Origin of the sequence: Brevibacterium sp. RIT 803, assembly GCF_016892625.1 — a bacterium.
Taxonomy (GTDB): Bacteria; Actinomycetota; Actinomycetes; order Actinomycetales; family Brevibacteriaceae; genus Brevibacterium.
In genome coordinates, this window is sequence record NZ_JAFEMW010000001.1 from 35,107 (window position 1) to 61,976 (window position 26,870).

The window sequence follows — 26,870 nt, forward strand, 5'->3', positions numbered from 1 at the left end:
TGGGTGGTTCAGAGTCCGCGAGTGACCGCACTCCAACTTCTGCAGTGTCTGTTGCAACCTCCGCCTCCATCATTACCGCTGTTATCAGCGATAAGATTGGAACTTCAGACGCTCCAACCGCGAAGAAGTGACCTCAACCACATCTCGTATACAATCAGATCGCAACGTTCATTGCAATAGGAGATTCATAGTGGGAATCATCGCGACATGGCTGGAGCACCTCATGTCTCAGCGCAAACTGTCCCCGGGGACAACGACAGTACTCAAGGCGATTGCCGACGATCCCGAAAGAGCTTCGTACTGCAGTGCTGCAGCACTCGCCGAGGCGGCTGGGGTCAACGTCGCCACTGTTGTCCGAGCTGCGCAGGCCATCGATTTCACCGGCTGGTCGGAGTTGTCGACAGAGATTCGGAATCGATTTCTCTCGTCATTGGATGCCGACAAACATTTTGTTCGCAACACGACCATCGGCACGGGTCAGGCTGTGAAGTCTATTCGTAAAGATCTCGAGCTCCTCGGACTTCTTTCAGAGTCGCTCTCCGATGCATCGATCACAACAATTGCCGAGATGATCACTTCGTCACGATCGACCAAGGTACTTGCCACTGGCGCATACGTGGCCCCGGGGGCAGTCTTGGCTCACAATGCTCAGGGCCTGGGCTATAACGTGTCGCTCAGTGATGGTTCGACAACAAGCATGATCAACGACGTTCGCTTGCTGCAGCCGGGCGACTGCCTGTTGACCTTTTCCATCTGGAAAACCAGTTCAAGCATCGTTCCACTGTGTGAACTGGCCAAAGAACGGGGTGTGCGGCTGATCGTCATTGCCGACCAGCATTCGCAACTGGCCGAACTCGCCGATCAACTCATCCTTGTACCGTCTGAAGGCGTCGGCCCGATGGCCTCAGTGACTTGCGCGGTCAGTGTCGCCCAGAGCATCGTGGGTGCGATTGCGAACGTCGACACACAGCATTCTGCCGCGATGCTCGAGGAACTGCAGACCATGTGGTCGCGCACCCAAGCGGTGATCAGTGACTGAGCACGTTGAGTGTGCCCCAGCATTACCTCGAATCGGCTGGAAACAGAACGGAATGCTGGCAATTCCGACATTGTCCGAGATCTCGAACAGCGGCAGTCCCGTAAGCCAAGCACCCTTTGTTCGCCTTCGTTCGTCTGTCATATAGTCAACAGAACTGCTACGCCAGATGCGGAACGATTCAGGTCGAAGGAGACTTTATGAGATACGTCGTCGGCATCACCATGGACAATCGTGGGCGCGACGCCGTGTCGCTCGCCCTCGCGCTTGCCCAAACCACGCTGACGTCCCACCGGGTCGAACTCGACTTGGTCCACGTACTCCGTGGTGTCCCGCCTGAACAGGCCGGGTCGAAACCGGAACGCGAGTATCAGAAACTCTGCCTCGAAGAGGCTGAGCAATGGATGGCCAAAACGCACGATCTCGTCCCGAAGACCATCCGGTCCACGACAAGTGTCCATTTCGCTGATTCCATGGCCGCGGGTCTGATCGACAAAGCCACGTCACGTCCCTGCGACCTCATCATCGTCGGCGCGGCAAGCCACGGCCCGTTGAGACGCTTCACCATCGGGTCGGTGGCCAACGCGCTCCTCCATTCCTCTCCCATTCCGGTCGCTTTGGCTCCCTCGGGCTACCTGCCGCCCAGCCGTCTGACGCGTCTGAGCTGTGCTCTTGGCATGCGCCCCGGCGCCGAGGTGGCACTCAACGTCGCGACCCAGTCCTCAGTGCTCCATGACGTACCCCTGCGGTTGATATCTCTCATCGCTCTGGACTCCCGCACCGAGGACGTAGAGAGGACCGACGCTGCCCGCGACCATGCGAAGAAGCTGCTCCTGCGAGCTTCCCAGTCCGTCGAAGACGCCACGGAAGTCATGGTCGATGTCGCGCTTGGCCGATCCATCGAGTCGGCCATCGAGAAATTGACCTGGGATGATGGCGAGATCGTCCTCATCGGTTCGAGCAGATTGGCCAAGAACCGCTCGATCTTCATGGGAACGACAGCCAATAAGATGCTTCGGAGTCTGCCGGTTCCGATGGTCGTGGTGCCCCGGTATCACGCGGCCGATTTCATCTCAGACAATGGAATCTCCATCTGAGTTGCTGCAGACATGACAACCTACGACGAGCTTCCAGACTCTGCGCACAGCCCACCAGCCCTATCTCCGATCGAGATCTCGTTGGAGTCGGATGAGCCGCTCTACCGCCAGTTGCGTCGGGCGCTTGAGCATCAGATTCTCTCCGGTGTGCTCAACCCGGATGTCGCCCTCCCTTCATCTCGCGCCTTGTCGCACGAACTCGGGCTCTCACGCAATACGGTCAATGCCGCAATCCAAGAGCTCGTCGCCACCGGCCTCATCGAGGCTCGCCCTCGCAGTGGACATTTCATCAACACCACCCTGCTCAACAACGGATCGAAGAAGCTCGACAGAGCTCGACTCTCCGATGGGTCCATCGATTGGGAGTCCAAGATCCGTGCGATTCCGGATAGGAATCTTCCGGAGATCACCAAGACGAAGAACTGGCAGTCCTACCCCTACCCATTCGTCGCCGGCCAGGTCGATCCGGATGAATTCCCCAGGCTTGCCTGGGCCCGAGCCCTGCGCACTGCTATGGATCCCGAGCACCTGCCGTTCTCAGTCCGCGATGCCATCGATGAGGACGACCCGCTGCTTACAGGACTGCTGTGCCATCGCGTGCTGCCGAGCCGCGGCATCCATGTCAGCCCCGAGAATGTGCTCATCACCGCGGGATCCCAACAGGGACTCGACCTTCTGGCCCAACTGCTCGTCGGCCCCGACACCACTGTCGGCGTCGAGGACCCAGGCTACGTCGATGCCAAACACGCCTTCACCCGCGTCGGCGGCCAACTGGTCCCCCTATCAGTCGACGCTCAGGGAATGGTTCCACCCTGGAAACCGCTCGACATCGTCTACGTCACTCCCAGCCATCACAGCCCCACCAATGTCACGCTCGATCCATCACGCAGACTGCAGCTGCTGACACGCATGCGCGAGACCAACTCACTCATCATCGAAGACGATTACGACTCCGAGTTCCGGTACAGGGGCAAACCCACCCCCGCGCTCAAGGCGCTCCCCCATTCCGACCACGTCATCTACCTAGGATCCTTCAGTAAGTTCCTCGCCCCCGGGCTCCGGCTGGGCTACATCGTTGCGGAGCCGGAGCTCATCGAACGTATGCGGACCCATCGGCGCTATTCCATCCGCCACGTCCCGGGCCATACTCAGCGAGCCATGGCGCTGCTCATCGATTCCGGACAGTTCCATCGCACGATCTCACGCCGACGAACCCAGCTGCGGAAGAAATGGGAAACGCTGACCAGCGCGCTCGAGGAGCATCTGCCTTGGGCCGTGCCGTTCCCCGCCGGAGGCGTCAGCGTGTGGATCCAGGCACCGCCGCAGCTCAACTGTCGCGAACTGGCTGAAGAATGTCTGCGCCGAGGCGTCGTCATCGAACCCGGAGATCCCTTCTTCCTCTCACCCGAGGACAATCTCAACTTCTTCCGCCTCGGTTTCGCCGCCATCGACCTCGACTCCATCGAGCCCGGAGTCCTTCTCCTCAGCGAGGCCATCGCTTCCCTCCTCGACCACGACTGAATGCTCGAACCTTCTGGTACCAAAGAACTCGCAACGGACTGGGACTTCAATGGGAGCCAGATTGCCGAGAGAGTGATGACAAGCACACCAAAGACGGAGTGCCGGAGTCGGGACGCCTCGACGTACCCGACCCGAAAGTGAGAATGGAGGGTTCGCGTGACGATCTCGGACTATGCAAATCGTGCCCAGCAGCATCTTTTCCCCCACTTCACCACTGGGAAGGTGTGGAATGACGAAAGTCTTCCGATCATCGTCGAGGGCAACGGGAGTTATCTCACCGACGAACGAGGCGATCAGTACCTCGATGGGCTGGCCGGACTGTTCTGCGTGAACATCGGCCACGGACGCCAGGACATCCCCCAGGCCGCCTACGAGCAGATGAGCAAACTGGCGTACTGGACAAACTGGGGCTCAGCCCACCCGGCGGCCGTGGATGCCGCAACTCTCATCGCCAGCCATGCCCCCGGCGACCTCGACACGGTGTTCTTCGTGAACTCCGGGTCGGAAGCCGTGGAATCGGCTGTCAAGTTCGCCCGCCAGTACCACCGCTCCCAGGGACAGCCCGAACGCACGAAGATCATCGCCCGCAACATGGCCTACCACGGCACCACTCTCGGTGCTCTCGCAGTCACCGGCATCCCGGCGTACAAGGAGCCCTTCGGCGACCTTATGCCGGGAGTCTTCCACGTACCCAACACGCTTGGCGAAGAGGTCCCGGCAGGCGGCACCGCTGCCGATCTGCCCTCGATTCAGGCCATCAGGGAACTCATCGAACGCGAAGGCGGCGACACTTTCGCAGCGCTGTTCGCCGAACCTGTTCAGAACTCGCGCGGCGCCCTCGTCCCGCCGGTCGGCTACTGGCAGGAGCTGCGGACGATCTGTGACGAACACGGAATCCTCCTCGTCGCAGACGAAGTGATCACCGGCTTCGGACGCCTCGGCGAATGGTTCGGGTCGATCAAGTTCGATGTCGTCCCGGATCTCATCACCTTCGCCAAGGGATCCACCTCGGGCTACCTGCCCCTCGGCGGGGTCATAATCCGCAAACCGCTTGCCGATGCGCTGCTCGACTCCCCCGATGCCGGGGCGTTCACCCATGGTGCCACCTGGGGCGGCCATCCCGTCGCGACCGCAGTCGCGACGGCGAACCTCACGGCTCTCGCCGATGAGAACGTGCCGGGCAATGTCCGCAGCCTCGAACCCTATTTCCAGAACGGGCTCGATCGGATCACCGACTCCTACCGGTGCATCAAGGAATACCGCGGCGCCGGGTTCTTCTACGCCATCGAGATGATGGCCGACCGCGACACCGGCACCGAGCTGAGTCCCGAGGCCTCCCAGTCGGTGCTCACGGAGGTGATCCCGAAGGCAATGAAGGAAGTCGGTCTCATCACCCGCCCAGACAATCGCGGTGCGACGATGCTCGTCCTCTCACCGCCGCTGGTTGCCGACCAGGCCGTTCTCGACGACCTGCTCGACAAGGTCGATCACGTCATTGGAGCTGTCGACAAGCGCGTCGGCGTCTCGGCGCTGTCGGCGGCAGTCTGAGGATCGCACCATGTTGAAGGCACCGGCAGCACGCAGTCAGACGGACCCCGTCACGGCACTTCCCAAACCCGACCCGGACGAGGTCGAGGTCGAGATCGACCCGATGCTGCTCGAACGGGTGCTCGATCTATGCGGAAACGGAACCCGCCCGGCGGTGGTCCTCGCGGAGTCCCACGATGACCGCATTATTCGTGCTGCCGGTGTCCTCTCCGAGGCGGGGCTGCGGCCCGTGCTCATCGGCGACCGGAACGACGTTCTGCGTCGCGGAGAAAGGCTCGGCGTCGCGGGAGTCGACGAGTGGAGGGTGGACGATCCGGCAGAACTTGCAGCCGGAGCCCCTGGAGCCCGGATCCGGCGCAGTACGGCGAGCAAGCACCGTCATCTGACCGAAAAGTGGCTGACCGATCCTATCTTCCTCGCGGCCGCCGCGGTCGCAGAGGGTGCTGCCGACGCGGCTGTCGCCGGCGCGGATCGTCCGACGGCTGATGTCATCCGAGCCGGACTGGCGATTGTCGGGCTGGCTGCGGATTCGACGGTGCTCAGTTCGTCATTCCTCATGAAGCTGACCGATGGACGGTATCTGGGGTTCGGTGACTGTGCCGTCATTCCTGTGCCCGATGACGAACAGCTCGCCGCGATCGCCATTGCTACCGCCCGGACCTTCGCCGCGATCACCGGAGCCTCACCCTCTGTGGCTATGCTCTCCTTCTCCACGGCAGGTTCTGCCCAACACACCGACATCGACAGAGTCCGTCTGGCCATACAGCGGATCCGCAGCACATGTCCCGAACTCGATGTCGATGGCGAACTGCAGTTCGATGCGGCGATCGTCGAATCGGTGGCGAAGGCGAAGGCTCCGGACTCCGCGGTTGCAGGACATGCAAATGTGCTTGTCTTCCCGAATCTGGCCGCCGGCAACATCGGTTACAAGATCGCCGAGCGCCTCGCCGGGGCGCACGCCTTCGGGCCGCTGCTCCAAGGACTGGCGGCTCCGATCAACGACCTCTCCCGCGGGGCGAGCGTGTCCGACATCGTCAATGTCGGCCTCATCACGTGCCTGCAGGCACTCACCCCGGCCGCAGCGACTCAGCCGCCGGGCTGAGAACCCACCACGGAACCCACGTTCACAGAGTAGTGACGAAAGTTAGGTGCCATGTCGAAATCAATAGAGAACCCCAGTCCGAACATCACGACCACACCGTCTGGTCCCGGTGACGGCGAGCAACCCGAGCGAATGGCGAAGACGCTCAAACCGCGTTGGGTCTTCGCCATCGCGCTCGGCTCCGCAGTCGGCTGGGGTGCCTTCATCCTCCCAACCGATTGGCTGGCGATGGGCGGACCATTGGGAACCCTGCTCGGGTTTTCCATCGGCGCCGGGCTGATGCTCATCATCGCCGTCAGCTACGGATTCCTCATCCGCACCTTCCCTGTCTCCGGAGGCGAACTGGCCTATGCCCTCATCGGCTATGGACGGGTCCATGCGTTCTTCGCCGGGTGGTTCCTCACACTCGGCTACGTCTGCATCGTCGCGCTCAACGCCTCTGCGCTGGCCCTGCTGTTCCGCAAGATCATGCCCTCGGTCATCGAACAGGGCTATCTCTACACCGTGGCAGGCTGGGACGTCTACCTGCCGGAGATCCTCATCTCCATCACAGCGCTCGTCGTCTTCGCAGTCCTCAACATCCGCGGCACCGCCCTGTCCGGACGGATCCAATTCTGGGCCTGCGTAATCATGATCATCGCGGTCACGGCAATCATCATCTCAGTCATCGCCAGCCCGACGACGCACTTCGGCAATATGTCGCCTGCCCTGCCAGACGGAGTCAGTCCGGTCGCTGCCATCATTGCGATCGTCGCCATCGCCCCCTGGGCTTTCATCGGCTTCGACAATGTCCCACAGGCCGCCGAGGAGTTCGATTTCTCCCCCGCCAAGGCGCTCCGCCTCATCGTGCTCGCGATCGTCACCGCCGCAGCCCTCTACATGGCGATGCTGGTCTCGGTCTCAATGGCCGAACCGTGGCAGGAATTGGCGAACGCGGGCTCTGCATGGGGCACGGCCGATGCCGTCACCGGCGTCATCGGCGGCTCAGGACTCCTCCTCCTCGCAATTGCGATCACCATGGGCGTGAGCACGGGTCTCAACGGCTTCTACGTCTCAGCTAGTCGAATCCTGCTGGCCATGGGCAGAGCCCAGATGATTCCACCCGTGTTTGCCCGACTGCACCCGAAGCACAAGACCCCGCATGTCGGCATCATCGCTGTGATGATCGTCTGCCTCATCAGCCCGTGGTTCGGACGTGCGGCACTGACCTGGGTCGTCGACATGTCCTCGATCGGTGTCACCATCGCCTACCTCTACACCTGCCTGTGCGCCTTCAGGATCTTCCGGCCCACCCGCGAAGCGCAGGACCCCGAGGCTCTCCCCGGCATGTACTCGACGACAAAGAAGGTCATGTCCGGTGTGGGCGCGGTGATTGCGATCATCTTCATGCTCCTTCTGCTCATCCCGGGCTCTCCCGGTGCGCTGGGCAAAGAATCGCTCATCGCCCTGGCTGTGTGGATCGCCATCGGCATCGTCTTCTTCCTCTCACGCATCCGCCACAACAGGAAGCTCACCGATCACCAAGTCGATCGCCTCGTCCTCGGTGACGACCGCCCAACTGTCACCCGCTTCAGCGAGCGCGCCGAAATGCGTCGCCATGGGGCGCTGACAGCGAAGAACGAAGACGCCTGAGTTCAGAGCCTTCCCCACGCGAAGAGATCGGCCCACTGCTGACGGCAGCGGGCCGGTCGTGTGTGCGCTCAGCGTCTGAGAACTGCGCGGAGGGCGTCAACGATTGCACGTACTGATGCGGCATTCCCCACATCCTCGGCGTCAACTTCGACGCCCACGGGATAGAAAAGACTCGGATCCGTGCCGACGCCGAGTCCGATGACTCCGATATCACCGGCTCGACGAAGACGGGGCACTGTCGCCTCGAGGTCCCGGGCTAGGAAGTGCTCGTCGTTGGCCTCTCCGGTGGCCGAATCCGCAGGCAACCCGTCGCTGATGACGACCACAGCGGACTTCGCCGCCTGCTGGCTGCGCAGCCGGTCGACGGCCCACCGCAGGCCCTCGGCATCGATTCCTTCGCGGAATAGCGAGGTTTTGAGGATCCCACCCAGGTCGGTCCGTGAGCGGCGCCATGAGGAATGTGCTGCCTTGAGCACGATGTGATGAACCTCGTTGAGACGGCCGGGATCGGCGGGAGATCCCGCCTTCTTCCAGTCGCGTCGCAGGCGGCCGCCGCTCCACGCATTCGTGGTGAATCCGAGGATCTCCGTGCTTACGTCCAGCCGGTCAAGGGCGGTGACGATGACATCGAGGAGCGCACCGAGCCGCGCCGCATGCGGTTTCATCGACCCCGAGAGGTCGAGCAGGAAGGTCACGGCGCAGTCTGTCTCGGGCCGATGAGAGCGTCCGCGGAACACACGGGGGTCTCCGGGAGAGGTCAGCAGCCGGGTCAGCCGTGAGGAATCCAGGATGCCTTCGTCGGCATCGACTGCCTCGTGGACATCTGTGGCATCGTCGATGACACTGTGCAGGCGGGTGACGACGGGAGCCAGCGGCACCGCGAGCCGGGCAGCCTCCTCCGCGATCGTGCGACGACCGCTGCGCAGACTCTCGGCCCTGACCAGATCGGTGATGTGGGATGTCCTGTCGAAGCTCGTATCCCAGATGCGATACCCGTGAGCGACATGAAGGCGACCGCCGGTCGAATCCGGGGCAGGGGCGAACAGCTCCTCACTGACGTCGAAGACGAGGGGCAGGTTCACCTTCGCTCGACGTTCGCGCGCTCCGGTCAGTGTGCTCTCCCGATCTTCGAGGGCGATGATCCGACCGGCGATCGTGCGGGCCAGGTCACGGGCCACCTCGGCGAAGGCATGCTGGTCGTGGCGTGTCGCTTTCAACGATGGCAGAAATGGACCAAGATCAGCCGAGAGCTCGAATCGGGCCTCTTCGATGAGGTCGGACTCGACAGGTGTGATCGGCTCGCGAGTCAGGGCGGCCCGAGTGATGAGGATGACCGTGAACAGCAGCATACCCAGATGGGTCTCATGGAGTCGGCTGCGCAGGTACTCACTTCGCCAGTCGGCATGGCGCAGCGACAGATTTGCCCGGACTCCCGACTGCACCGCCAAGGACTCGCACCGACACTGTTCGAGGATTTCGACTAAGAGACGTTCCTCTCTGGCATCGGGCAGCAGTGCCCGGTGCACCTCCAGGTCGCTGAACCTACGACGCATGGCCATCGCATCCGTGGCTCCTCGCAGCGAACCGAGACCGGACGTGCGCGGATTCGGGTAGAGATGAGGGGCGTTCATCGGCAGCGTCCCTCGGAAGTCGACCGGGCGATGCGCCCACAGATCGACTCCGGGATCGCCACTCAGCGCCCTGAATACTGAGGCCATCCGTTTCTCCAGCATGGCCTCTTCGCGGTGGGAACGGCCCTCGGACGACAGCGATCCGAACTCGGTCATCAGCTTGCCGCAGCGACATCGCTGACACGCAGCTCATCGCCGAAGCAGCGCTGATAATATTCCGCGACGAGTGGGTACTCGGAGGGATCACAGCGGTTGAGGAAGGAGAACCTGAAGGCGAGTTCCACGTCGCCGAAGATCACCGAGTTCTGGGCCCAGGAGATGACTGTGCGCGGCGACATCAGTGCGGAGACGTCCCCCGCGGCGAATCCGCTCCGTGTCAGGGCCGCCACCTCGATCATCATCCGCACTCCATCGGTGCCGACAGCTTCCGCGGCTTCGGGCACCTGTCCGGTGACGACGAGGAACTCCTCGTCAGGGTCGAGGTAGTCGAGTGAGGCGATGATATTCCAGCGGTCGAGTTGGGCCTGATTGAGTCGGTTGACTCCGTGGTAGAGACCGTTGATGTTGCCCAGGCCGACGGTGTTGGCCGTGGCGAAGAGGCGGAAGTCCGGATGCGGGCGGATCACTCGGTTCTGCTCCGTGAGGGTGAACAACCCGTCGCGTTCGAGCAGGCGCTGGATGATGAACATGACCTCAGGTCGGCCCGCATCGTATTCGTCGAAGACGAGAGCCATGGGCCGGGTCAGTGCATAGGGGATGACTCCCTCTTCGAAGGCCGTGCGCGGCTGACCGTCTTCGATGACGACCTGATCCTTGCCCACGAGGTCGGCGCGCGATATCTGTCCGTCAAGGTTGACGCGCATGAGCGGCCAGTTCAGACGCGCCGCGATCTGCTCGATGTGAGTCGACTTCCCCGTCCCATGCAGGCCTTGGACCAGCACTCGTGAGCCATGGGCGAACCCGGCGAGGACGGCTCGGGTGACCTGCGGATCGAACCGGTAGTTCTCATCGATGTCCGGAACCAGGTCACTGTCGTCGTCGAGAACGGGCACCGGCATGTCTGCATCGATGCCGAACATGTCTCGAATCGTTGAATCGTCGGCCATAGTATGCGCCGTCCTTTCGCAGTCCGTGAGTATCTGAGGTTCAGGCCGAGGATGCGGTCGCATCGTCGCGATCGATCTCGTTGAGAACGGCCATGCGTTTTGCTGCGGCACGAACCACAGGCAGGAGTTCGACGAGGTCGTCGATCGACTTGCGGATCACGGGAGCCTGGATCGCCAGAGCCTGATTCGAGCGTCCGATATCTGTGGGGATGAGCACCGCCAAGCAGACGAGTCCCTCAAGGTACTCCTGCCGGTCGAGGGCATAGCCGAGCTGACGGACCGAGCCGAGTTCCTCATCCAGCACGTCGGGGTCCGTGACGGTGTTCGCGGTGAAGGCCCTCAGCTGCGCACTGGTGAGAAGCCTGCGACGTGGGGTGTCTCCGTATTGCGAGGTGATCATCTTCCCACTCGCCGAGGCATGGATGGGCACCCGGCTGCCGGCCTCGAGATGCACCCGCAGCGGGTGGGAGGTCTCCACACGATCGAGGTAGATGACGTCATTGCCGGAGACTGCAGTGAGGTTGCAGCTCTCGCCGACCTCTTCGGCCAGTTGAGTCAGAATCATCCTCCTCGCGCCCTGCCGAGAATCATTGAGAAGAACGTCCTCTGCCATCCGTCTGAGCCGGGCGCCAGTGCCGTAGTGGCGTCCATCGCTGTGTCGAGTGAGCAGCCCTGCACCCTCGAGCTGCTGGAGCATGCGATGCAGTGTGGGCTTGGGCAGACCCGTCTGCACGACCAGAGCCTGCAGTGTGAAGATCTGGTCCCGGGTGGAGATGAACTCCAGCAGGGACACCAGCCGCAGCGCAGGAGTCTCGCCCGCAAGCGAGAGCCCCTCGTCGATTGTCGGCTCTGCTGTGTCATCCATGCTCGCCCTCCCAACCCTTCGGAATTTCATTGTTCCGAATTATCGTACCAAACGAAATCTTTTTCGGAACTCTGTTGACACGGCAGATTCCGAACACTAGCGTCAAACATGTTCCGCTTTTCGAAGTGATATGAACACAAATCCGAGACCACAAGGCAGTGGTCCGACGACGAACAGGAGACGTTGCGATGACGGAACTGGCCGATCGAACCGACAAGGCAGCACTCAGCGAAGCTGCGAAACCACAGAAGATCACATCGTCCGAAGCATTCGTCGAAACGATGGTGGCTAATGGAGTCACCGACGTCTTCGGCATTATGGGCTCAGCGTTCATGGACGCGATGGACATCTTCGCTCCCGCGGGCATCGATTTCATCCCCGTGGTCCACGAACAGGGCGCGGCACACATGGCGGACGGCTACGCCCGTGCCTCGGGCCGGCATGGCGTCGTCACCGGGCAGAACGGGCCTGGAATCTCGAACTGCGTGACGGCCATCGCGGCCGCCTACTGGGCGCACTCCCCGGTGGTCATCGTCACCCCGGAGGCGGGAACGAATTCGATCGGTCTTGGCGGATTCCAAGAGGCCAATCAGCTGCCGATGTTCCAGGAGTTCACGAAGTACCAAGGACATGTCAGCAATGCGTCCCGCATGTCGGAATTCACGGCCCGCTGCTTCGATCGGGCGAAGTCGGAGATGGGGCCGGCCCAGCTGAACATCCCCCGCGACTACTTCTACGGCGAATGCTCGGCTGAAATTCCCCAGCCGCAGAAGATCGATCGCGGCGCAGGCGGGGCCGAAAGCCTCGAGGAAGCTGCGGCGCTGCTCGCCTCGGCGAAGAATCCGGTCATCGTCTCCGGCGGCGGCGTTGTCATGGCCGATGGGGTCGATGAGTGCATCGCCTTGGCGCAGCGCCTCGGTTCCCCAGTGGTCAACAGCTATCAGCACAACGACTCGTTCCCGGCCAGCCATCCGCTGTGGGCAGGTCCTCTGGGCTATCAGGGGTCGAAGGCCGGGATGACCTTGATCAATCAGGCTGATGTGGTCCTCGCGCTCGGCACCCGGCTCGGACCGTTCGGCACACTGCCCCAGTACGAATTCGACTACTGGCCCACGAATGCCAAGATCATCCAGGTCGACGCCGATCAGAAGATGCTCGGTTTGGTCAAGAAGATCGATGTCGGCATCTGCGGCGATGCCAAGGCCGTCGCCGAGGAGCTCCTCGCCCGGCTCAACGATCGCGACGTCGCCAGCGATGCCACGAAGGAGCAGCGAGCAGAGCTCATCCGTGCCGAGAAGGAGGCCTGGGAGGCCGAACTCGATTCGTGGACCCATGAGCGCGACGAATTCTCCCTCGACACCATCGACGAGGCAGAGAAGGAAGAGGGCAACTGGCTCCATCCGCGACAGGTGCTCCGCGAACTCGAGAAGGCGATGCCCGCCGATGTCATGGTCTCGACCGATATCGGCAACATCAACTCGGTCGCACACAGCTATCTGAGGTTCGAGCGCCCCCGCAGCTTCTTCGCGCCGATGAGCTTCGGCAACTGCGGCTATGCTCTGCCGACGATGATCGGAGCCAAGCGCGCCGCTCCGGAGCGTCCCGCCATCGCCTACGCCGGCGACGGTGCTTGGGCCATGAGCATGGTGGAGATCCTCACCGCAGTCCGGCATGACATCCCGGTCACCGCCGTCGTCTTCCGCAACCGGCAGTGGGGAGCGGAGAAGAAGAACCAGGTGGAGTTCTACGGCCGTCGCTTCATCGCAGGTGAACTGGACAACGGTGAGAGCTTCGCTGCGATGGCCGAATCGATGGGCGCCGAGGGAGTCGTCGTCGACCAGCTCGACAAGGTCGGGCCTGCCCTGCAGAAGGCTGTGGAGGCACAGATGAACGAGGGCAAGACCACCGTCATCGAAGTCATGTGCACCAAGGAACTGGGAGATCCCTTCCGCCGCGACGCTCTGCGCAAGCCGGTTCGCACGCTCGACAAGTACAAGGACTTCGTGTGAGGGTCTGACCCTTCAGGAGTCTGGCCTGTGGAGATGTTCGGGCACCGACGACGCTAGAGTTTCGGTGACCGAACACCTCCCGGGACACTCGACATCCTGTCCCCCGGATCACAAGTTGTCCCCGATTGAGCTGCCACCACCTCCGCCGGCCTCGGCAACCGCACATCGTGACCGATTCTTCTGACCCAGCCTCATCAGTGCATTGATGTCGAGGCTTTCCCGTTTCTACTCTCGCTGTCCCGTCTCGGTGGTGGGATGAGTGCCGGAGGCGTTCCTAGACCAAGCCGAAGCAGTCGGCCAGAGTCGTAACGATCCGCAGTGCAAAGATGCAACTCAGAACGATGAACGGCGTCGACTCCCCGCACTGCTCCATCTCGAATTGGAGAACGTGATATGCAACAGGAACCAGCAACTGACGCTGGCGGCCTCCGCCAGACTGAAATGACCGACGACACTCACCGCGTGTCCAAGAAAGACGTTCGGACAGCGGTGTCGTCGTCGACAATCGGCACGACCATCGAATGGTACGACTTCTTCCTCTACGGCACGGCTGCAGGTCTAGTATTCGACCGTCTGTACTTCCCGACCGGTGACAGCACTATCGGGCTGCTGCTATCTTACGGAACTTTCGCTGTGGGCTTCTTGGCCCGCCCTTTGGGGGGACTGGTCTTCGGCCACCTGGGCGACCGGATAGGGCGCAAGAGGACTCTAGTAACGACCATGTACATTATGGGCATCGCTACGTTCCTGATCGGCGCGATTCCCACGTACGAGCAGATCGGAATTTGGGCGCCCATCACGCTCATCCTCTTGCGGATCGCTCAAGGAATTGCGATCGGCGGCGAGTGGGGAGGCGCAGTGCTGTTGAGCGTTGAGTACGCGCCTAAGACCAGACGAGGATTCTTCGGCAGTTTTCCTCAGATGGGTCTCGCCTTTGGCCTCTTGTTGGGCACAGGCGCGTTCACACTCCTGAACGTGTTTATGTCGGATGAAGCATTCCTCGCGTGGGGGTGGCGCATTGCCTTCTTCGTCAGCATTCTGCTGGTCGTTGTGGGAGTCTATCTTCGTTCGAAAATTGCAGAGACTCCCAGTTTCCGTGCCGCGCAGAAAAAAGTGGATAGCGTAGAACGCAAAATCCCTCTCGCCGAGTTGCTCAAAGACCGACTGTCGCGTCGGCATTTGCTGCTAGGAATGGGGACTCGCTACGCCGAGGGTGTCGCATATAATCTTTTGGCAGTATTCATTATTGCATTCGCGACAGGCACTGTCGGATTTTCGCAACTTGAGGTTTTGTTATCTCTAATGATCTCAGCAGTCATTTTAGCGATCTTTATACCTGTGTGGGGTCGAGTTTCGGACGCAATTCCGCGTCGTGTGGTTTTCGGCAGCGGAGCATTGGCACTTGTCGCGATCGTATATCCGGCCTTCTGGGCTATTCAAACGGGTTCATGGCTGGCGCTTACCGCAGTGCTAGTCGTTGCTCTTGGCGTTGTCTATCCACTGATGTATGGTCCGATGGCGGCATTCTATGCCGAGCTTTTTCCACCCGCGACCCGGTACACGGGGATTTCAATTGTCTATCAGGTTTCTGGAATCATCGCTTCCGGCATGACCCCATTTATCCTTACATGGTTCGTTGGTGGATTTGGCCTCAATGCTGCATTGGCTTATGTAGTCTTCTCCTGTGCCGTAACTCTCGCCTGTACATGGTTGGTCCGCGACCGTGATATTCGTGCCGTCGGTGTTACGGAAAATGATGTGACAGTCGATGAATCGAGACAAGAATCGAATCTGGACGGCGGCAGGGGACACGCTGGATGAGTAATTGTGATGCGGTGACAGATAACCACACGCATGGTACTTACTGTCTACTCTCTACTGGGCACAGGGGCACCGACAGATCAACCAGTGATCTGTATGAGTTTGAGAACGGTAACGGTGCTTAGGCAAAAATCGATACAGGATCTAACGAAAAGCGACCCTAGCGAGAATGGAATGGAACCAATGTCTGAACTCGAATGTAACCGACTATTTGCGGGATTCCGAACGCCACGAGAGATCATCTTCGGTACAGGTCAGCGCCATAGTCTTCCAAAAATCCTCAATACTCTCGGGACCCGAGTCTTCTTCTGCGTTGATCCTTCGATGGTCACGCACCCGGAAGTGAGCACACTGATGAACAACGTTGCCGACAGCGGCATTGAAGTGGAGGTATTCAGTGACGTCTCACCCGAGCTGCCAATAGAAGACATCGCCGCTGCTGTGTCGGCCGCCAAGAGGCATTCGACAGATGCGGTAGTGGCAATTGGCGGAGGTTCGAGTATTGACCTGGCGAAACTTGTCTCGTGTCTGCTCGCCCACCCAGGGGACGTCAAACAGTACTTCGGAGAGTTCGCAGTCCCAGGACCTATTCTCCCGATCGTGGCTATTCCAACGACAGCCGGAACAGGTTCAGAGGTCACCCCTGTCGCTGTGCTGACAGACACAGAGCAAGGCGTGAAGGCAGGAGTTTCGAGTCCCTATCTAATTCCTACAGTGGCACTCTGCGACCCCGAACTGACACTCACCTGTCCACCCTCGGTAACCGCGGCTTCCGGTGCCGATGCACTCACCCACTGCATAGAGTCATACACCGCCATCAGGAGAGACAGCCATCCCGATCTCTTGGCAAGCCGCGTAGCTATAGGGCAAAGCAAGCTCACAAACTCTTTGGCCCTTGAAGGAATTCAGTCCATCAGCGACGGGCTCCTGGGAGCTTTTCGGGAACCGGATTCGCTGCATGCGCGCACACAAGTGATGTACGGCGCGCTCCTAGGTGGACTGGCTTTTGGCACTGCGGGCAACGCCGCCGCTCATGCTCTTCAGTACCCCGTCGGAGCTGCGACACGCACACCACACGGGGTCGGAACCGGACTGCTCATGCCATACGTGATGGAGTTCAACTGTCAGGCTCGAATTCCGGAATACGCAGAGATTGCTCGGATCATCGGAAGAAGTGTCATTGCGGACGACATCTTGTCGGCAAGTGTCTCACAAGCGGATCATGCGCTTATCCTCGCTGCCAGCAACGGAACGAGCGCAGGCGGAAACCAAGAAGAACAACTAGCGGCCGCAGCACCCCGTCTCGTACAGCTGTATCTGTCGGGAATAGAAATTCCGAGCGCTCTGAGCCAGATCGGCTTCGATCCCGCCACGATTGGGTCGGCTGCAGAGAAGGGGGTCGCCTCCAAGCGGCTCTGCGACAACAATCCCATCTTGCTCGACACTTCAGGAGCAGAGTCAATTCTGCAAGCTGCAATGATTGGTCGTTTGTCTCTGGGGTGAGATTACCCGTCTCGATGTAGAAACCTTTAATGGCGGTTCTCGTGGAACTACGCAGAAGTGGGCTCCGTTTCCACGCGGAATCGTGTTGCGAAAAGCTGTCGTTCGCGTAGCAATTCGCTGCTCACACCCCGAGGAACTCGCGCATCGCCGGCAGCTCGCGGCGTGACTGCGAGAGCCCCATGCGGTGAGCTGCGGCGAGACGCGAGAGGTCGCGGGTGCCGTTGTCGACCGGCATACGCTCCGGTGCAAAGACGTGGGCCTTCCCCTCCTCTTCGAGAGCGAAGATGCGGTCACGCGTTTCGTTGTAGCGCTTCCACCGAGTCAGCAGCGCCTCGCCCACCGCCGGGTACCGACGAAAGATGCTTCGGTAGATGGCGGGAAAACGCTGCGGTACCTTCCGGTATGAGCGCTCCTGAGTGAGGACGATGACGAACTTCTCGAAACCTTCGCGCTGGGCCCGGCTCAACGCGATTCCGCCATCTTCGCCCATCGCCCCGTCGACGTAGACGTGTCCATCCAGGTGGACCGGCGGCATGAGACCCGGCATCGTCGAGGAGGCACGGACGCGAACCATGAGATCTTCGATGTGCGGTGTGTCCTTCCGCGACCACACGACGTCCTCACCTGTCACTGCGTCAAACGCGACGATTCGCATGTCGGCAGAACTCGACTGGAAAGACTCCCAATCAAAGGGCAGGGCCTCTTCGGGACCGCCGGCCTTCTGGTAGATGTACTCCGCGTTGAACATGCCCTGCCCGCGGGCAAAGTAACGCAGACCGCCGAATTGCTCATCCGCAGCAAAGTCGACAAATGATCTGCGCGCCCGACGTGCGTCACCGGACAGATAGTTCACCGCATTCGACGCTCCGGCGCTGATACCTGCGACCCAGTCGAAATCCAGACCGGCGCCAAGCAACGTGACGACCATCCCGCTTGTCAGAGACGCTCGCATACCACCGCCTTCGAAGATGAGTGCGGTGTCGCTGATGCGCGCCGTTCCTGTCGTGTGGTCTGTGTCCGTCATGTCGATCATCCTAGCGAGTGCCATTCCGCTTGCAGTGCACCGCCGTCACTCCGCAACTATGGGAACAAACCAGCCACACGGTGTCAGGCCGCCTTGGATTACCCCAGGCCTTCCCACACCATCCGCTGTCGCAGCGCCGGTGCCAGCACCATCGCCGCTATGACGCTGCCGACCAGCAGCACCCAGGCTCCGAAGTACGTGAACAGCTTGAGCTCGGGCGCCAGCGGCGGACCGAAGTCGGCCGCCATGAGGATCACTCCCCCAAGGATGAGGGCCGTGGACACAATCACTTGGATGAACTGTTCAACCGTGGACTTGAGCAGCCCCTTGATCATCGAAATATTCAGGCCGCTCGTGCCGACGTCGAGGGTCCCGTCCTGCAGGTGGCCAGCGATGCGTGAGAGCTGACCGGGAAGTTCTGCGATCTGCGGACCTACGGCGGCCGCATAGAGTGCCGTCTCCTGCAGGTCGACTCCCAGCCCTCCGACCTCACGCAGAAGGCTGCGTCCGTTCTGCGTCACGAGAGTGAGCAGGTTGAGCTCGGGGTTGAGCTTCGTGATCGACCCCTCGAGCGTGCTGATCGCACGGAAAGCAGTGGCGACCGAAGCCGGCATGGGGAAACCGAAGTCGACGACGAAGTCGATGAGCTCCCCGAACAGGGCAGCCGAGGTCGAGCCCGGCAGACCGTCCCCGTACTTGAGCAGGATCTGACCGATCTCACGCTGCAGCTCCCGAAGATTGATGTCACTAGGTGTGCCGAGGAGGTCGAGAATTGCAGCCGTCGCCGCTTGGGAATTCTGCGAGTCGAAGGCCATGAGCAGCAGGGCAATGGCACGACGGTCACGTTTGTCGATGCGCCCGACCGCCCCAAAGTCGACGAGGCCAGCCCGTCCTGCTGGTGAGATGACAATGTTGCCCGGGTGCAGGTCGGCGTGGAAGATGCCCTTGCCCAGCACTTGTCGGACGACCATGAGGAAGAGATCCTGGGCGATCTCGTTTCTGGCCAGCTCCGAAAGATTCTCGATAACCTCGGTGGCATGTGAGAGCGGAACACCCTCGATGAGGTCCATGACGATGACGTACTCACCGGAGTACTCCTTGTACACCCGTGGGATGCGCACCATGGAGTCCGTCCCGGAGGTGGATCGGCCCGTCTCGTCGGCTGTGCGCAGCGCTTCGATATGGGACAACTCCCCGCGGTAGTCGAGTTCACCTTGCAGGGAATCGACGAAGCTGCGGGCCAGCTTCCCGATGCCGACTCTGCTCGCCCAATCGGTGGAGCGTTCGAGGCGATCGGCAAGGGTGAGGACGATATCGCAGTCGGCTCTGACCTGTTTGCGGATCTTCGGCCTCTGCACCTTCACTGCGACGACACGACCGTTCCAGGTGACGCCTCGGTGGACCTGTGCGACCGAAGCGGCAGCGAAGGGGACCTCGTCGAACTCTGCGAACACCTCGGCGACGGGCCTGCCCCACTGTGCTTCGAGCTGGCCCTTGACCTCACTGAACGGCACCGGCGGCACACCGGCCTGCAAGGTAGAGAACTCTTCGACGAATTCGTGCGGGATCATGTCACCGCGGGTGGCGATGAACTGGCCGAGTTTGATGAAGGTGACGCCAGCAGCGGCGAGCGCGTCACGCGTGGTCGACGCGACCTCGCGCAGGGACACTCGCAAGGTCGGAATCCGGGGCTTGAGGTAGCGGGAGAGTCCGAACTGGATGAGGATCTTCTGGATCTGGGCCAGGCGATTGAGCCTGCGATACCAGGTGGGGATCTTCGGCGCCGAGCGCAGCAGCGAGGTCAGCGATCCTGTCGGGAGGACCAGTTCGATGGCCAGGAGCACGAACATCTGGATGACGATGAACCAAGCGAACAGCAGGAGGAAGACCATGATGGCCGGGAAGCTCATGTCGAGGGTCGGATATTGCCCGTCCTCGGCGATGCCCAGAAGACGATACGCCTGGAGGGTGATCGGCCAGATCGAGAGCCCCATGGCGAGGGAAACGATGGTGTTGCGAGCTGCACCCGTGCCGGTGAACATCATTCGCCGGACGAGGAAGCCGACGATAAGTGCGCTGAGGACGCCCAGCCCGATGGAATAGAGGATCGTCACCCGTCAAGCCCTTCTGTCGTTCGATCAGATGCGCAGAGCGGCGCTGGTGTGCGCCGTGTCCAGCCTAATTGAACCTGTGGCCATCCGACTCGATTTTGGCAGACTCATGGAGTTCTGTGATCTCGGCACTCGGCGAAGAAGGGCTCTCAAATGATTCTCGGCAACCTGCTGCTCGCTAATCCTCCCTGAGAAGTGCGTATGCACATGTCAGGTCGGTTGCCAGGTGATTGATCAGTCCCGACTCTGCAACGGCCCTCACCGCAGCCGCTTTGTCCTCACCTCCGGAAATCGCCAAGCGATTCGAGATCTTCCGCATCTGCTCCAGCGAAAGACCGACCACACGCCTGTCCAGATCATTGCGGACAGCATTGCCTGCGGAATCAAAGAACCGTGCGGAAATGTCGCCCACTGCCGTCGAACGAGCGATTTCATCGAGGTCGGACGGACTGACCTGTTGGCGGAAGACCGGCGCAACTTTGCTGGCCGCACCCACACCAACAATGAGGAGGTCCGCTTGGGCGGCCTCTTCAAGCACAGCGGCACAGCCAGCTCGTTCCATCAGTGCCTCATAGACTCGGGAGTCCGCAGCAATCAACGGCGCCGGAAGCTGAAAACTCTGGCCACCCGTTGCGGCTGCCACAGTTGCTACCAACTCCTGCGGGTTCGATCCACTCGCTCGACCGGCACGTCCTCCCGCCAAAGGAAAAATCTCCAACTCGGCGGCCGAGAACTTCGGCAGGCATTTCGAACTCGCGCTCACAGCAGCGCTGAGACCGATAACTACGCGTGTCGCTTGATCGAGCAACGTCTGCATTGCCTCTGCACCAGTGACCCCCAGCACCCGATTGTCTGCTGACTGCCCGCCCGAATCGCCTGGTTCAATCGGAGGAGACACCCATACACGCTTCAACCCGAACCGATCGGCCAAGGCCCTTTCGACTTCATAGAAGGGGCGTTCATCAGAATGGACGGTGATCTCAACAATGCCGGTCTGACGAGCTTCTGCCAGCATTCGTGTGACCTTGACTCGGGAAAGGTCGTAGAGCTTGGCGATCTCCTGATGAGTGAGACCATTTTCGAAATGCAGTCGAGCTACTCGCCCGACTGTGCGCCTATCGCTCATCTCCACCGACTCCTTCATGATAGTTCGGTTACGGTCTTGACTTTATGCCGACAATGCCTATTCTACCCTTACGAATGTTCATTGACGTGAACAAATGTTCACACTCAAAGGAGAGACAATGTCCGAACCCACGAATTCAGCACAGACCGGCAGATTCTCCAATTTCCTCACCAAACAAGGGATATCGGCCAAACTTGCCTGGGGTTTCGTCGCGCTGATGCTCTTCATGGTCGGCGACGGAATCGAACTCAGCTTCCTCTCGAACTATCTCACTGATCGAGGATTCGGTGCCGGCAGCATCGCCACCCTTTTCTCCGTCTACGGACTTATAGTCGCTGTTGCAGCCTGGTTGGCCGGGGCACTGGCCGAGTCGTGGGGGCCGCGTCGAGTGATGATCATCGGCGGTGTCATCTGGATCGCCCTTGAGGTCGTCTTCCTCGTTGGAGGAGTCATCCCCGGGAACTACACGATCATGCTCTTCGCCTATGCGGTCCGAGCCATCGGGTATCCCTTCTTCGCCTACGGGTTTCTGGTCTGGGTCACCATGGAGACTCCGAATGAAGTCATGGGCAAGGCAGTGGGCTGGTACTGGTTCTTCAATGCCATGGGCCTCGGAGTCATCAGCGGCTATTTCGTGTCGGCTGTCGTCGAACCGTTCGGCGCACTCGGCACACTGTGGTCTGCAATCGTCTTCGTGATTGTCGCTACCGTCATGGTGGCGGTCCTCGTCAAGGCTCAGAAAGGTTCCCGTCGACCTACAAAGAAAGAGACCGTAGACGGCTTGGTTAAGTCAGTGACGATCATGGCCGAAAGGCCAAAAGTCGCTGTCGGAGGCGTATTACGACTGATCAACACCATGTCGTACTATTCGTTCGCCGTGTTCCTCAACGTTTATATGGTGCAGACTATCGGGTTCAGCCAGTCCGAATGGTCATCGATCTGGGGAACGATGCTCTTTGCAAATGTCCTTGCCAACCTTATCTCCGGTTATGCGTCAGACATCTTCGGGCGACTCAATGTCATTGCGTGGGGCGGAGGCTTGGCCACAGCCATCACCATTCTCGGCTTCTATTATGTTCCGCAAAGCGTCGGCGCGAACTACTGGATTGTCATGATCATCGGCATTATCTACGGACTGGCTTTGGGAATGTATGTTCCACTCTCTGCTGTTGTTCCTCTCCTCGCCAAAGAGCACAAAGCTGCGGCAGTCGCCGTCCTCAATCTCGGTGCTGGAGCTTCAAACTTCGTAGGGCCAGTGATTGCAGGGCTAGTCCCCATCATGGGAGTTGCACCTGTCATCTGGGTACTGGCAGGAATCTATATCGTCGGACTGTTCCTCACCTATTTGCTGCGTGCACCTGGTATCGAACCAGAGAAGATCGAAGCTCGTCGAAGGTCACGAACGGACAAGCAGGCTGAAGTCAGCAGTGTATCTGCGACCAAGGAGAATTGAGCGAATTGAAGACACCGGCTGTATTGGGAATCGATGCTGGCACCACAGCGGTGAAGTCCGTGGTCATATCGACCACTGGGCAAGTGCTCGGGTCTGCACGGACAGAATTGTCAGTTCAACGCCCAACACACACGACCGCAGAGCAGGACATGATCGACGTTTGGGCGGCTGTCTGTCGTACAACGAACTCCGCCCTCAGCCGATCTGATTCTGCCGAAATCATTGCTGTTTCCATTACGGGCCAGGGCGATGGGGCGTGGCTCGTCGATGAAGAGGGTTGTCCGACTGGCCCGGCACTGCTCTGGTTGGACGGGCGCGCCGGTGACAGAGTAGACCAATGGCAAATGGATGGGCGTGCCGATGCTGTGCGGAGGGTCACCGGATCTGCTCTATTTCCAGGAGCGTTGCCAGTTCTGCTGGAAGAGATAGAAGAGGCAGACCCGGAGAGAATTCAGTCGTCCGCATTTCATCTCAATTGCAAGGACTGGATCCGATATCAGCTGACTGGCGAGATCGCCACTGATCCGACAGAGGCTAGCCGAACGTATCTCGATGTCAGCTCGGGCGTCTACTCCAGGGAACTGATCAATGAGCTTGGTCATGAACGATTCAGGCGGCTCCTTCCTCCGGTAGTTCCGTCAACCGATATCGCCGGCACAGTCACCGGTGAAGCATCGTCGGTCACAGGAATTCCAGAGGGCCTTCCTGTCGTAGTCGGAATGGTGGACACACCATTAGGCGGCGTCGGGCTCGGCGCGGCGAAGCCGGGACAAGGGTATGCCATCATCGGCACGACCAGTTTCGTCGGTGCCCTTCACAACCAGAGGACAGCCGCACACAACCAACCGGTCATTACTCTTTCATTTGACGGTCACGGCAAGGTACTCGAGTGTTTTGCGCCGATGAATGGAACTCCTAATCTCGACTGGGCACGATCTTCATTGAGTCTGTCCGATCTGTCCTGGGCTGAAGTGGAGGATCTTGCGAACACGGCTCAGCCTGGCGCCGGAGGTGTGATCTATCTGCCGTATACGAGTACCAGTGGAGAGCGGGCACCTTTCGTCGATACAGCTGCCTCCGCAAGCTGGGTGAACCTCTCTGTAAGCACAACAGTCGCCGAGATGATCCGCGCCGTGTACGAAGGTCTGGCGCAGTCGCTGCGCGAATGCATGGACGAACTCGGTCTCGAATCCTCGGCCGTCATTCGTCTGAGTGGGGGCGGCGCACAGTCAGACACCATTTGCCAGATCCTCGCCGATGTTTCCGGTCGGGTGATCGAACGGTCCGATGATATCGAACTCGGTGCGCGTGGATGTGCTGCTCTGGCACTAGTTGCACTAGGCAACGTCGGCAGCGTCGACGCGGCGATGGAACGACTCGCCACGCCTGTACGCCGGTTCGATCCGAACGAAGAAAGGTATGCCCTCCATACAACGCAAGCGACGATATTCCGGCAAGTTCGAGAGGCATTGCGACCACAATGGCGCGGACTACGGCAACTCAGAGCTGACTCACAATGAAGCGTCCAAACATCTGCCGCTTTGACCCGACAATCTACTCGATCTCATTCAAAATCCGTTTGGAAGGACCCTATGAGCATGAAACCCCACCTCGTCATCACGGCAGCATTCGATCCCGTCCGAGTCGACGAGCTCCGCAAAGATTTCACTGTTCACGAAGTCGAGCCGTCAATCGCTGGTGAGTCCCTGAGCACCCGCGGGATAGACGAACTTCTGTCCACTGCGGAAGTGGTCATCACCGAGCTCGACGAAGTCGATGAAGAGACGTTGACCACGATGCCCGCGTTGCGCGCCGTAGTGTCTTGCCGAGCGAACCCGGTCAATGTCGACATTGCAGCTTGCACTGCCAGGAATATTCCTGTACTCACCACCCCAGCCAGAAATGCAGAAGTGACAGCCGACCTCGCGTTCACACTCCTGCTGATGACGGTGCGCCACACTAGCCAAGCCGAGCGCTGGCTGCGTAGGGGCAACTGGAGCTCCGACGATGTATTCGCGCCCTACTCGCTGTTTCGAGGAATTCAACTCGCTGGAAGAACTCTCGGAATTCTGGGAGGAGGCGCAGTCGGCCGAGGTGTGCTCAGACGTGCTCGAGGCTTTGGAATGGACGTCATCGTCTACGATCCGTTCCTTCCTGATGACGCGTTTGGCGATGAAGCTCGAATCGCTCCGCTCGACGAGGTTCTCTCCAGTTCCGATGTCATCTCTCTCCATGTCCCTCTCATGAAGGACACTGTCGGCCTCCTCGGAGTTCGCGAGCTGTCGCTTATCCGGCCCCACGCTTATCTCATCAATGCCGCCCGTGCCGCACTGATCGATGAAGGCGCGCTTGTGAACGCAGTGGACAATCGTGAGCTGGCAGGGGTTGGCCTCGACGTCTTCTGGCAGGAGCCAGTGCAGTCCGATCATCGGCTGTTCGAATCAGACCTCGTCACGATGACTCCGCACATCGCTGGGGCCTCCGATGACGTCATCAAAGAGCACTCGCGGATCGCCACCGAAGGACTTCTGGAATGGCTGAAGGGTTTGAAACCCACGACTGTGAAGAATCCCGAAGTCTTCTCAGATTGAGTTCGACAATCTCACTTATAGGAAAAGGAATGTGAACATATGAACGATCAATTGCATGAGCTCGTCGCCGAACTCTGCCAAGTTGGTCAGGACGCTGTACAGAAGGGGCTCGCCCTCGCCAGCGGAGGAAATCTGTCTGTACGGGTGCCAGGCTCAGACGAATTTGCCGTGACCGGAGCCGGCACCTTCCTTGACCGCCTTACGGTCGATTCGTTTGCGGTTGTCGATCTGAAGGACAGTACGACTGTGGATTCTTCAAGCACCCGGCCATCATCGGAGTGGAAACTTCACCACCGCACGTATCGAGCGAGACCAGATGTCAATTGCATCATTCATCTCCATCCGCAATTTGCAGTGCTGCTCGACGCGCTCGGCCACAACATTCGCCTGTTCACACTTGACCACGCCTTCTATGTGAAATCGATCGGGCGAACAGACTTCTATCCCAACGGTTCCGACGAATTAGCAGATACTGCTGCCGCACAGGCCAGTGAGCATAACTGCATCGTCATGGGCAATCACGGCTCTTCTGCCATCGGGCCGAGCATCGAAATGGCTTATCGCAGGGCGGTGAATATGGAGCAGGCCGCAGAGGCCACCTATCGTGCGCTTCTACTCGGCGACACCAAAAGCGAATTTCCCCGCGATCAGTGGGAGAAGCTCCACCACGCATGATTGATCACCGCATCTAGCCAAGACGGAAGGGAAGACTCTCATGACACGCGTACTCACCGTTGGCATGCATTTGGCCGACGTTCTCGGCCGACATGTCGAATCCATCCCGGATGGACAAGGCATCCAACTGCTCGATGAAATTCGGTTGACAGTGGCGGGTACTGCTGCGGCGACAGCCGTCAATCTTGCTCACCTCGGTGCTGACGTGTCTACGGTTGGGGTGGTCGGCAGCGACGCGCTCGGAAGTTTCATCACCTCGCAGATGGGCGAGGCTGGAGTATCGACGATGAACCTTCGAATAGATCCGTCATCACCGACATCGGCAACTATCCTTCCCATTCGGAGAGACGGCAGTCGTCCTGCACTGCATGTTGTCAGCACCAATGGAAAGCTAGGCGAGCAGGATCTGCACGCAGACTTACTCGAAGGCATCTCAGTCCTTCATCTCGGAGGCACGGGCCTATTGCCAGGAATAGACGGCGAGCCCAGCGCGAACTTCCTTCGAACAGCCAAGAAATTGGGGATCGTCGTGACAATGGATTTCATTCCCAGTCGATCCTCTCTTGCTTCAGATCGTAGTGCCATCGAACCGTGCCTGCCCTACGTCGACTATCTCTTCCCAAGTGATGACGATGCGTATTACATCGCAAGCTCAGGAAATGATCGACGACAGGCCATCGACTACTATCTCAACGCCGGCGTCAAGAACGTCCTCATCACGATGGGTCCTGACGGCGTGAGTATCAGCGATACAAACAATCGCGATATCCGGATACCTGCATTTGACGTTGACGTCATCGACACAACGGGTTGCGGAGACGCATTCTCAGCTGGATTCATCGCATCGCTCATAGAAGGAGCAGAGACGCGAGATGCTGCCAATTTTGCACTCGCCTGCGGCAGTCTGATGGCGACCGGCCTCGGGTCAGATGCGGTCGTGCTTGATCGAAATCGAGTCAACGAGTTCCGCATGGCAAACGCCCGAAGACCGCTTTAAGACGATCGCAGGTCAATACCTG

Annotated in this window: 20 protein-coding genes; 14 read left to right on the forward strand and 6 right to left on the reverse strand. The window is 59.9% G+C overall.

The genetic code is table 11. From position 1 onward, the window contains the following. Positions 1 to 127 precede the first annotated feature (127 nt). The 6 genes from JTF07_RS00145 (at position 128) to JTF07_RS00170 (ending at position 7,936) form a co-directional block, all read left to right on the forward strand. Positions 128 to 1,039, forward strand: a complete 912-nt coding sequence (locus JTF07_RS00145) for a MurR/RpiR family transcriptional regulator (protein ID WP_204232353.1) — start codon at positions 128 to 130, stop codon at positions 1,037 to 1,039. 197 nt (positions 1,040 to 1,236) lie between these two features. Beyond that, complete coding sequence (locus tag JTF07_RS00150) at positions 1,237 to 2,133, forward strand: universal stress protein (RefSeq protein WP_204232354.1); 897 nt, start codon at positions 1,237 to 1,239, stop codon at positions 2,131 to 2,133. Positions 2,134 to 2,145: 12 nt separating this feature from the next. Continuing rightward, on the forward strand, positions 2,146 to 3,654 hold the full coding sequence (gene pdxR, locus JTF07_RS00155; protein WP_204232355.1) for a MocR-like pyridoxine biosynthesis transcription factor PdxR: 1,509 nt from the start codon (positions 2,146 to 2,148) through the stop codon (positions 3,652 to 3,654). Between the two features lie 156 nt (positions 3,655 to 3,810). Continuing rightward, positions 3,811 to 5,202, forward strand: a complete 1,392-nt coding sequence (locus JTF07_RS00160; protein ID WP_204232356.1) for an aspartate aminotransferase family protein — start codon at positions 3,811 to 3,813, stop codon at positions 5,200 to 5,202. A gap of 10 nt (positions 5,203 to 5,212) precedes the next feature. Continuing rightward, on the forward strand, positions 5,213 to 6,304 hold the full coding sequence (locus tag JTF07_RS00165) for a phosphotransacetylase (RefSeq protein ID WP_213018567.1): 1,092 nt from the start codon (positions 5,213 to 5,215) through the stop codon (positions 6,302 to 6,304). Positions 6,305 to 6,355: 51 nt separating this feature from the next. Then, positions 6,356 to 7,936 (forward strand): APC family permease, encoded by a 1,581-nt coding sequence (locus JTF07_RS00170; RefSeq protein WP_204232357.1) that lies wholly within the window; start codon positions 6,356 to 6,358, stop codon positions 7,934 to 7,936. A 68-nt stretch (positions 7,937 to 8,004) separates the two neighbouring features. Here the strand turns inward: JTF07_RS00170 and JTF07_RS00175 are convergent, their stop codons facing one another. Genes JTF07_RS00175 through JTF07_RS00185 form a run of 3 tightly spaced genes read right to left on the reverse strand, consistent with a single transcriptional unit; the run spans position 8,005 to position 11,538 of the window. Continuing rightward, positions 8,005 to 9,723, reverse strand: coding sequence for a cobaltochelatase CobT-related protein (locus JTF07_RS00175; RefSeq protein ID WP_204232358.1), 1,719 nt, complete (start codon positions 9,721 to 9,723; stop codon positions 8,005 to 8,007). Then, on the reverse strand, positions 9,723 to 10,673 hold the full coding sequence (locus JTF07_RS00180) for an AAA family ATPase (RefSeq protein ID WP_204232359.1): 951 nt from the start codon (positions 10,671 to 10,673) through the stop codon (positions 9,723 to 9,725). Before JTF07_RS00180 ends, JTF07_RS00175 begins: the two co-directional genes overlap by 1 nt. 40 nt (positions 10,674 to 10,713) lie before the next feature. Beyond that, positions 10,714 to 11,538, reverse strand: coding sequence for an IclR family transcriptional regulator (locus JTF07_RS00185; protein ID WP_204232360.1), 825 nt, complete (start codon positions 11,536 to 11,538; stop codon positions 10,714 to 10,716). Positions 11,539 to 11,726: 188 nt separating this feature from the next. On the opposite strand from JTF07_RS00185, the gene xsc reads away from it, so the two are divergent. The 3 genes from xsc to JTF07_RS00200 all read left to right on the forward strand — a co-directional run bounded on the left by xsc (position 11,727) and on the right by JTF07_RS00200 (position 16,871). Continuing rightward, positions 11,727 to 13,547, forward strand: a complete 1,821-nt coding sequence (gene xsc / locus JTF07_RS00190; protein WP_204232361.1) for a sulfoacetaldehyde acetyltransferase — start codon at positions 11,727 to 11,729, stop codon at positions 13,545 to 13,547. 441 nt (positions 13,548 to 13,988) lie between these two features. After that, positions 13,989 to 15,368, forward strand: coding sequence for an MFS transporter (locus tag JTF07_RS00195; RefSeq protein ID WP_204232362.1), 1,380 nt, complete (start codon positions 13,989 to 13,991; stop codon positions 15,366 to 15,368). 183 nt (positions 15,369 to 15,551) lie between these two features. Further along, positions 15,552 to 16,871, forward strand: a complete 1,320-nt coding sequence (locus JTF07_RS00200; RefSeq protein WP_204232363.1) for an iron-containing alcohol dehydrogenase — start codon at positions 15,552 to 15,554, stop codon at positions 16,869 to 16,871. A gap of 121 nt (positions 16,872 to 16,992) precedes the next feature. Here the strand turns inward: JTF07_RS00200 and JTF07_RS00205 are convergent, their stop codons facing one another. The 3 genes from JTF07_RS00205 to JTF07_RS00215 all read right to left on the reverse strand — a co-directional run bounded on the left by JTF07_RS00205 (position 16,993) and on the right by JTF07_RS00215 (position 21,132). Continuing rightward, complete coding sequence (locus JTF07_RS00205; RefSeq protein ID WP_204232364.1) at positions 16,993 to 17,895, reverse strand: patatin-like phospholipase family protein; 903 nt, start codon at positions 17,893 to 17,895, stop codon at positions 16,993 to 16,995. Positions 17,896 to 17,993: 98 nt separating this feature from the next. After that, complete coding sequence (locus tag JTF07_RS00210; RefSeq protein ID WP_204232365.1) at positions 17,994 to 20,009, reverse strand: ABC1 kinase family protein; 2,016 nt, start codon at positions 20,007 to 20,009, stop codon at positions 17,994 to 17,996. 175 nt (positions 20,010 to 20,184) lie between these two features. Continuing rightward, positions 20,185 to 21,132 (reverse strand): sugar-binding transcriptional regulator, encoded by a 948-nt coding sequence (locus tag JTF07_RS00215; RefSeq protein WP_204232366.1) that lies wholly within the window; start codon positions 21,130 to 21,132, stop codon positions 20,185 to 20,187. A 118-nt stretch (positions 21,133 to 21,250) separates the two neighbouring features. On the opposite strand from JTF07_RS00215, the gene JTF07_RS00220 reads away from it, so the two are divergent. The 5 genes from JTF07_RS00220 to JTF07_RS00240 all read left to right on the forward strand — a co-directional run bounded on the left by JTF07_RS00220 (position 21,251) and on the right by JTF07_RS00240 (position 26,848). Next, positions 21,251 to 22,585: an MFS transporter gene (locus JTF07_RS00220; RefSeq protein WP_204232367.1), complete on the forward strand. Its 1,335-nt coding sequence runs from the start codon at positions 21,251 to 21,253 to the stop codon at positions 22,583 to 22,585. Next, on the forward strand, positions 22,582 to 24,105 hold the full coding sequence (locus JTF07_RS00225; RefSeq protein ID WP_204232368.1) for an FGGY-family carbohydrate kinase: 1,524 nt from the start codon (positions 22,582 to 22,584) through the stop codon (positions 24,103 to 24,105). Before JTF07_RS00220 ends, JTF07_RS00225 begins: the two co-directional genes overlap by 4 nt. Before the next feature lie 72 nt (positions 24,106 to 24,177). Continuing rightward, positions 24,178 to 25,176, forward strand: a complete 999-nt coding sequence (locus JTF07_RS00230) for an NAD(P)-dependent oxidoreductase (protein ID WP_204232369.1) — start codon at positions 24,178 to 24,180, stop codon at positions 25,174 to 25,176. A gap of 39 nt (positions 25,177 to 25,215) precedes the next feature. Then, the gene (locus JTF07_RS00235) at positions 25,216 to 25,851 is read left to right on the forward strand and encodes a class II aldolase/adducin family protein (protein WP_204232370.1); all 636 of its coding nucleotides are present in this window, start codon (positions 25,216 to 25,218) and stop codon (positions 25,849 to 25,851) included. A 40-nt stretch (positions 25,852 to 25,891) separates the two neighbouring features. After that, positions 25,892 to 26,848 (forward strand): carbohydrate kinase family protein, encoded by a 957-nt coding sequence (locus JTF07_RS00240; protein ID WP_204232371.1) that lies wholly within the window; start codon positions 25,892 to 25,894, stop codon positions 26,846 to 26,848. Positions 26,849 to 26,870 lie beyond the last annotated feature (22 nt).

Excerpts from the sequence above, each read along its gene's own strand:
- JTF07_RS00150 (WP_204232354.1), top strand. The coding sequence starts at position 1,237 with ATGAGATACGTCGTCGGCATCACCATGGACAATCGTGGGCGCGACGCC.
- pdxR (WP_204232355.1), top strand. The coding sequence starts at position 2,146 with ATGACAACCTACGACGAGCTTCCAGACTCTGCGCACAGCCCACCAGCC.
- JTF07_RS00165 (WP_213018567.1), top strand. The coding sequence starts at position 5,213 with ATGTTGAAGGCACCGGCAGCACGCAGTCAGACGGACCCCGTCACGGCA.
- JTF07_RS00170 (WP_204232357.1), top strand. The coding sequence starts at position 6,356 with ATGTCGAAATCAATAGAGAACCCCAGTCCGAACATCACGACCACACCG.
- JTF07_RS00175 (WP_204232358.1), bottom strand. The coding sequence starts at position 9,723 with ATGACCGAGTTCGGATCGCTGTCGTCCGAGGGCCGTTCCCACCGCGAA.
- JTF07_RS00180 (WP_204232359.1), bottom strand. The coding sequence starts at position 10,673 with ATGGCCGACGATTCAACGATTCGAGACATGTTCGGCATCGATGCAGAC.
- JTF07_RS00185 (WP_204232360.1), bottom strand. The coding sequence starts at position 11,538 with ATGGATGACACAGCAGAGCCGACAATCGACGAGGGGCTCTCGCTTGCG.
- xsc (WP_204232361.1), top strand. The coding sequence starts at position 11,727 with ATGACGGAACTGGCCGATCGAACCGACAAGGCAGCACTCAGCGAAGCT.
- JTF07_RS00195 (WP_204232362.1), top strand. The coding sequence starts at position 13,989 with ATGACCGACGACACTCACCGCGTGTCCAAGAAAGACGTTCGGACAGCG.
- JTF07_RS00200 (WP_204232363.1), top strand. The coding sequence starts at position 15,552 with ATGTCTGAACTCGAATGTAACCGACTATTTGCGGGATTCCGAACGCCA.
- JTF07_RS00205 (WP_204232364.1), bottom strand. The coding sequence starts at position 17,895 with ATGACGGACACAGACCACACGACAGGAACGGCGCGCATCAGCGACACC.
- JTF07_RS00215 (WP_204232366.1), bottom strand. The coding sequence starts at position 21,132 with ATGAGCGATAGGCGCACAGTCGGGCGAGTAGCTCGACTGCATTTCGAA.
- JTF07_RS00220 (WP_204232367.1), top strand. The coding sequence starts at position 21,251 with ATGTCCGAACCCACGAATTCAGCACAGACCGGCAGATTCTCCAATTTC.
- JTF07_RS00230 (WP_204232369.1), top strand. The coding sequence starts at position 24,178 with ATGAGCATGAAACCCCACCTCGTCATCACGGCAGCATTCGATCCCGTC.
- JTF07_RS00235 (WP_204232370.1), top strand. The coding sequence starts at position 25,216 with ATGAACGATCAATTGCATGAGCTCGTCGCCGAACTCTGCCAAGTTGGT.
- JTF07_RS00240 (WP_204232371.1), top strand. The coding sequence starts at position 25,892 with ATGACACGCGTACTCACCGTTGGCATGCATTTGGCCGACGTTCTCGGC.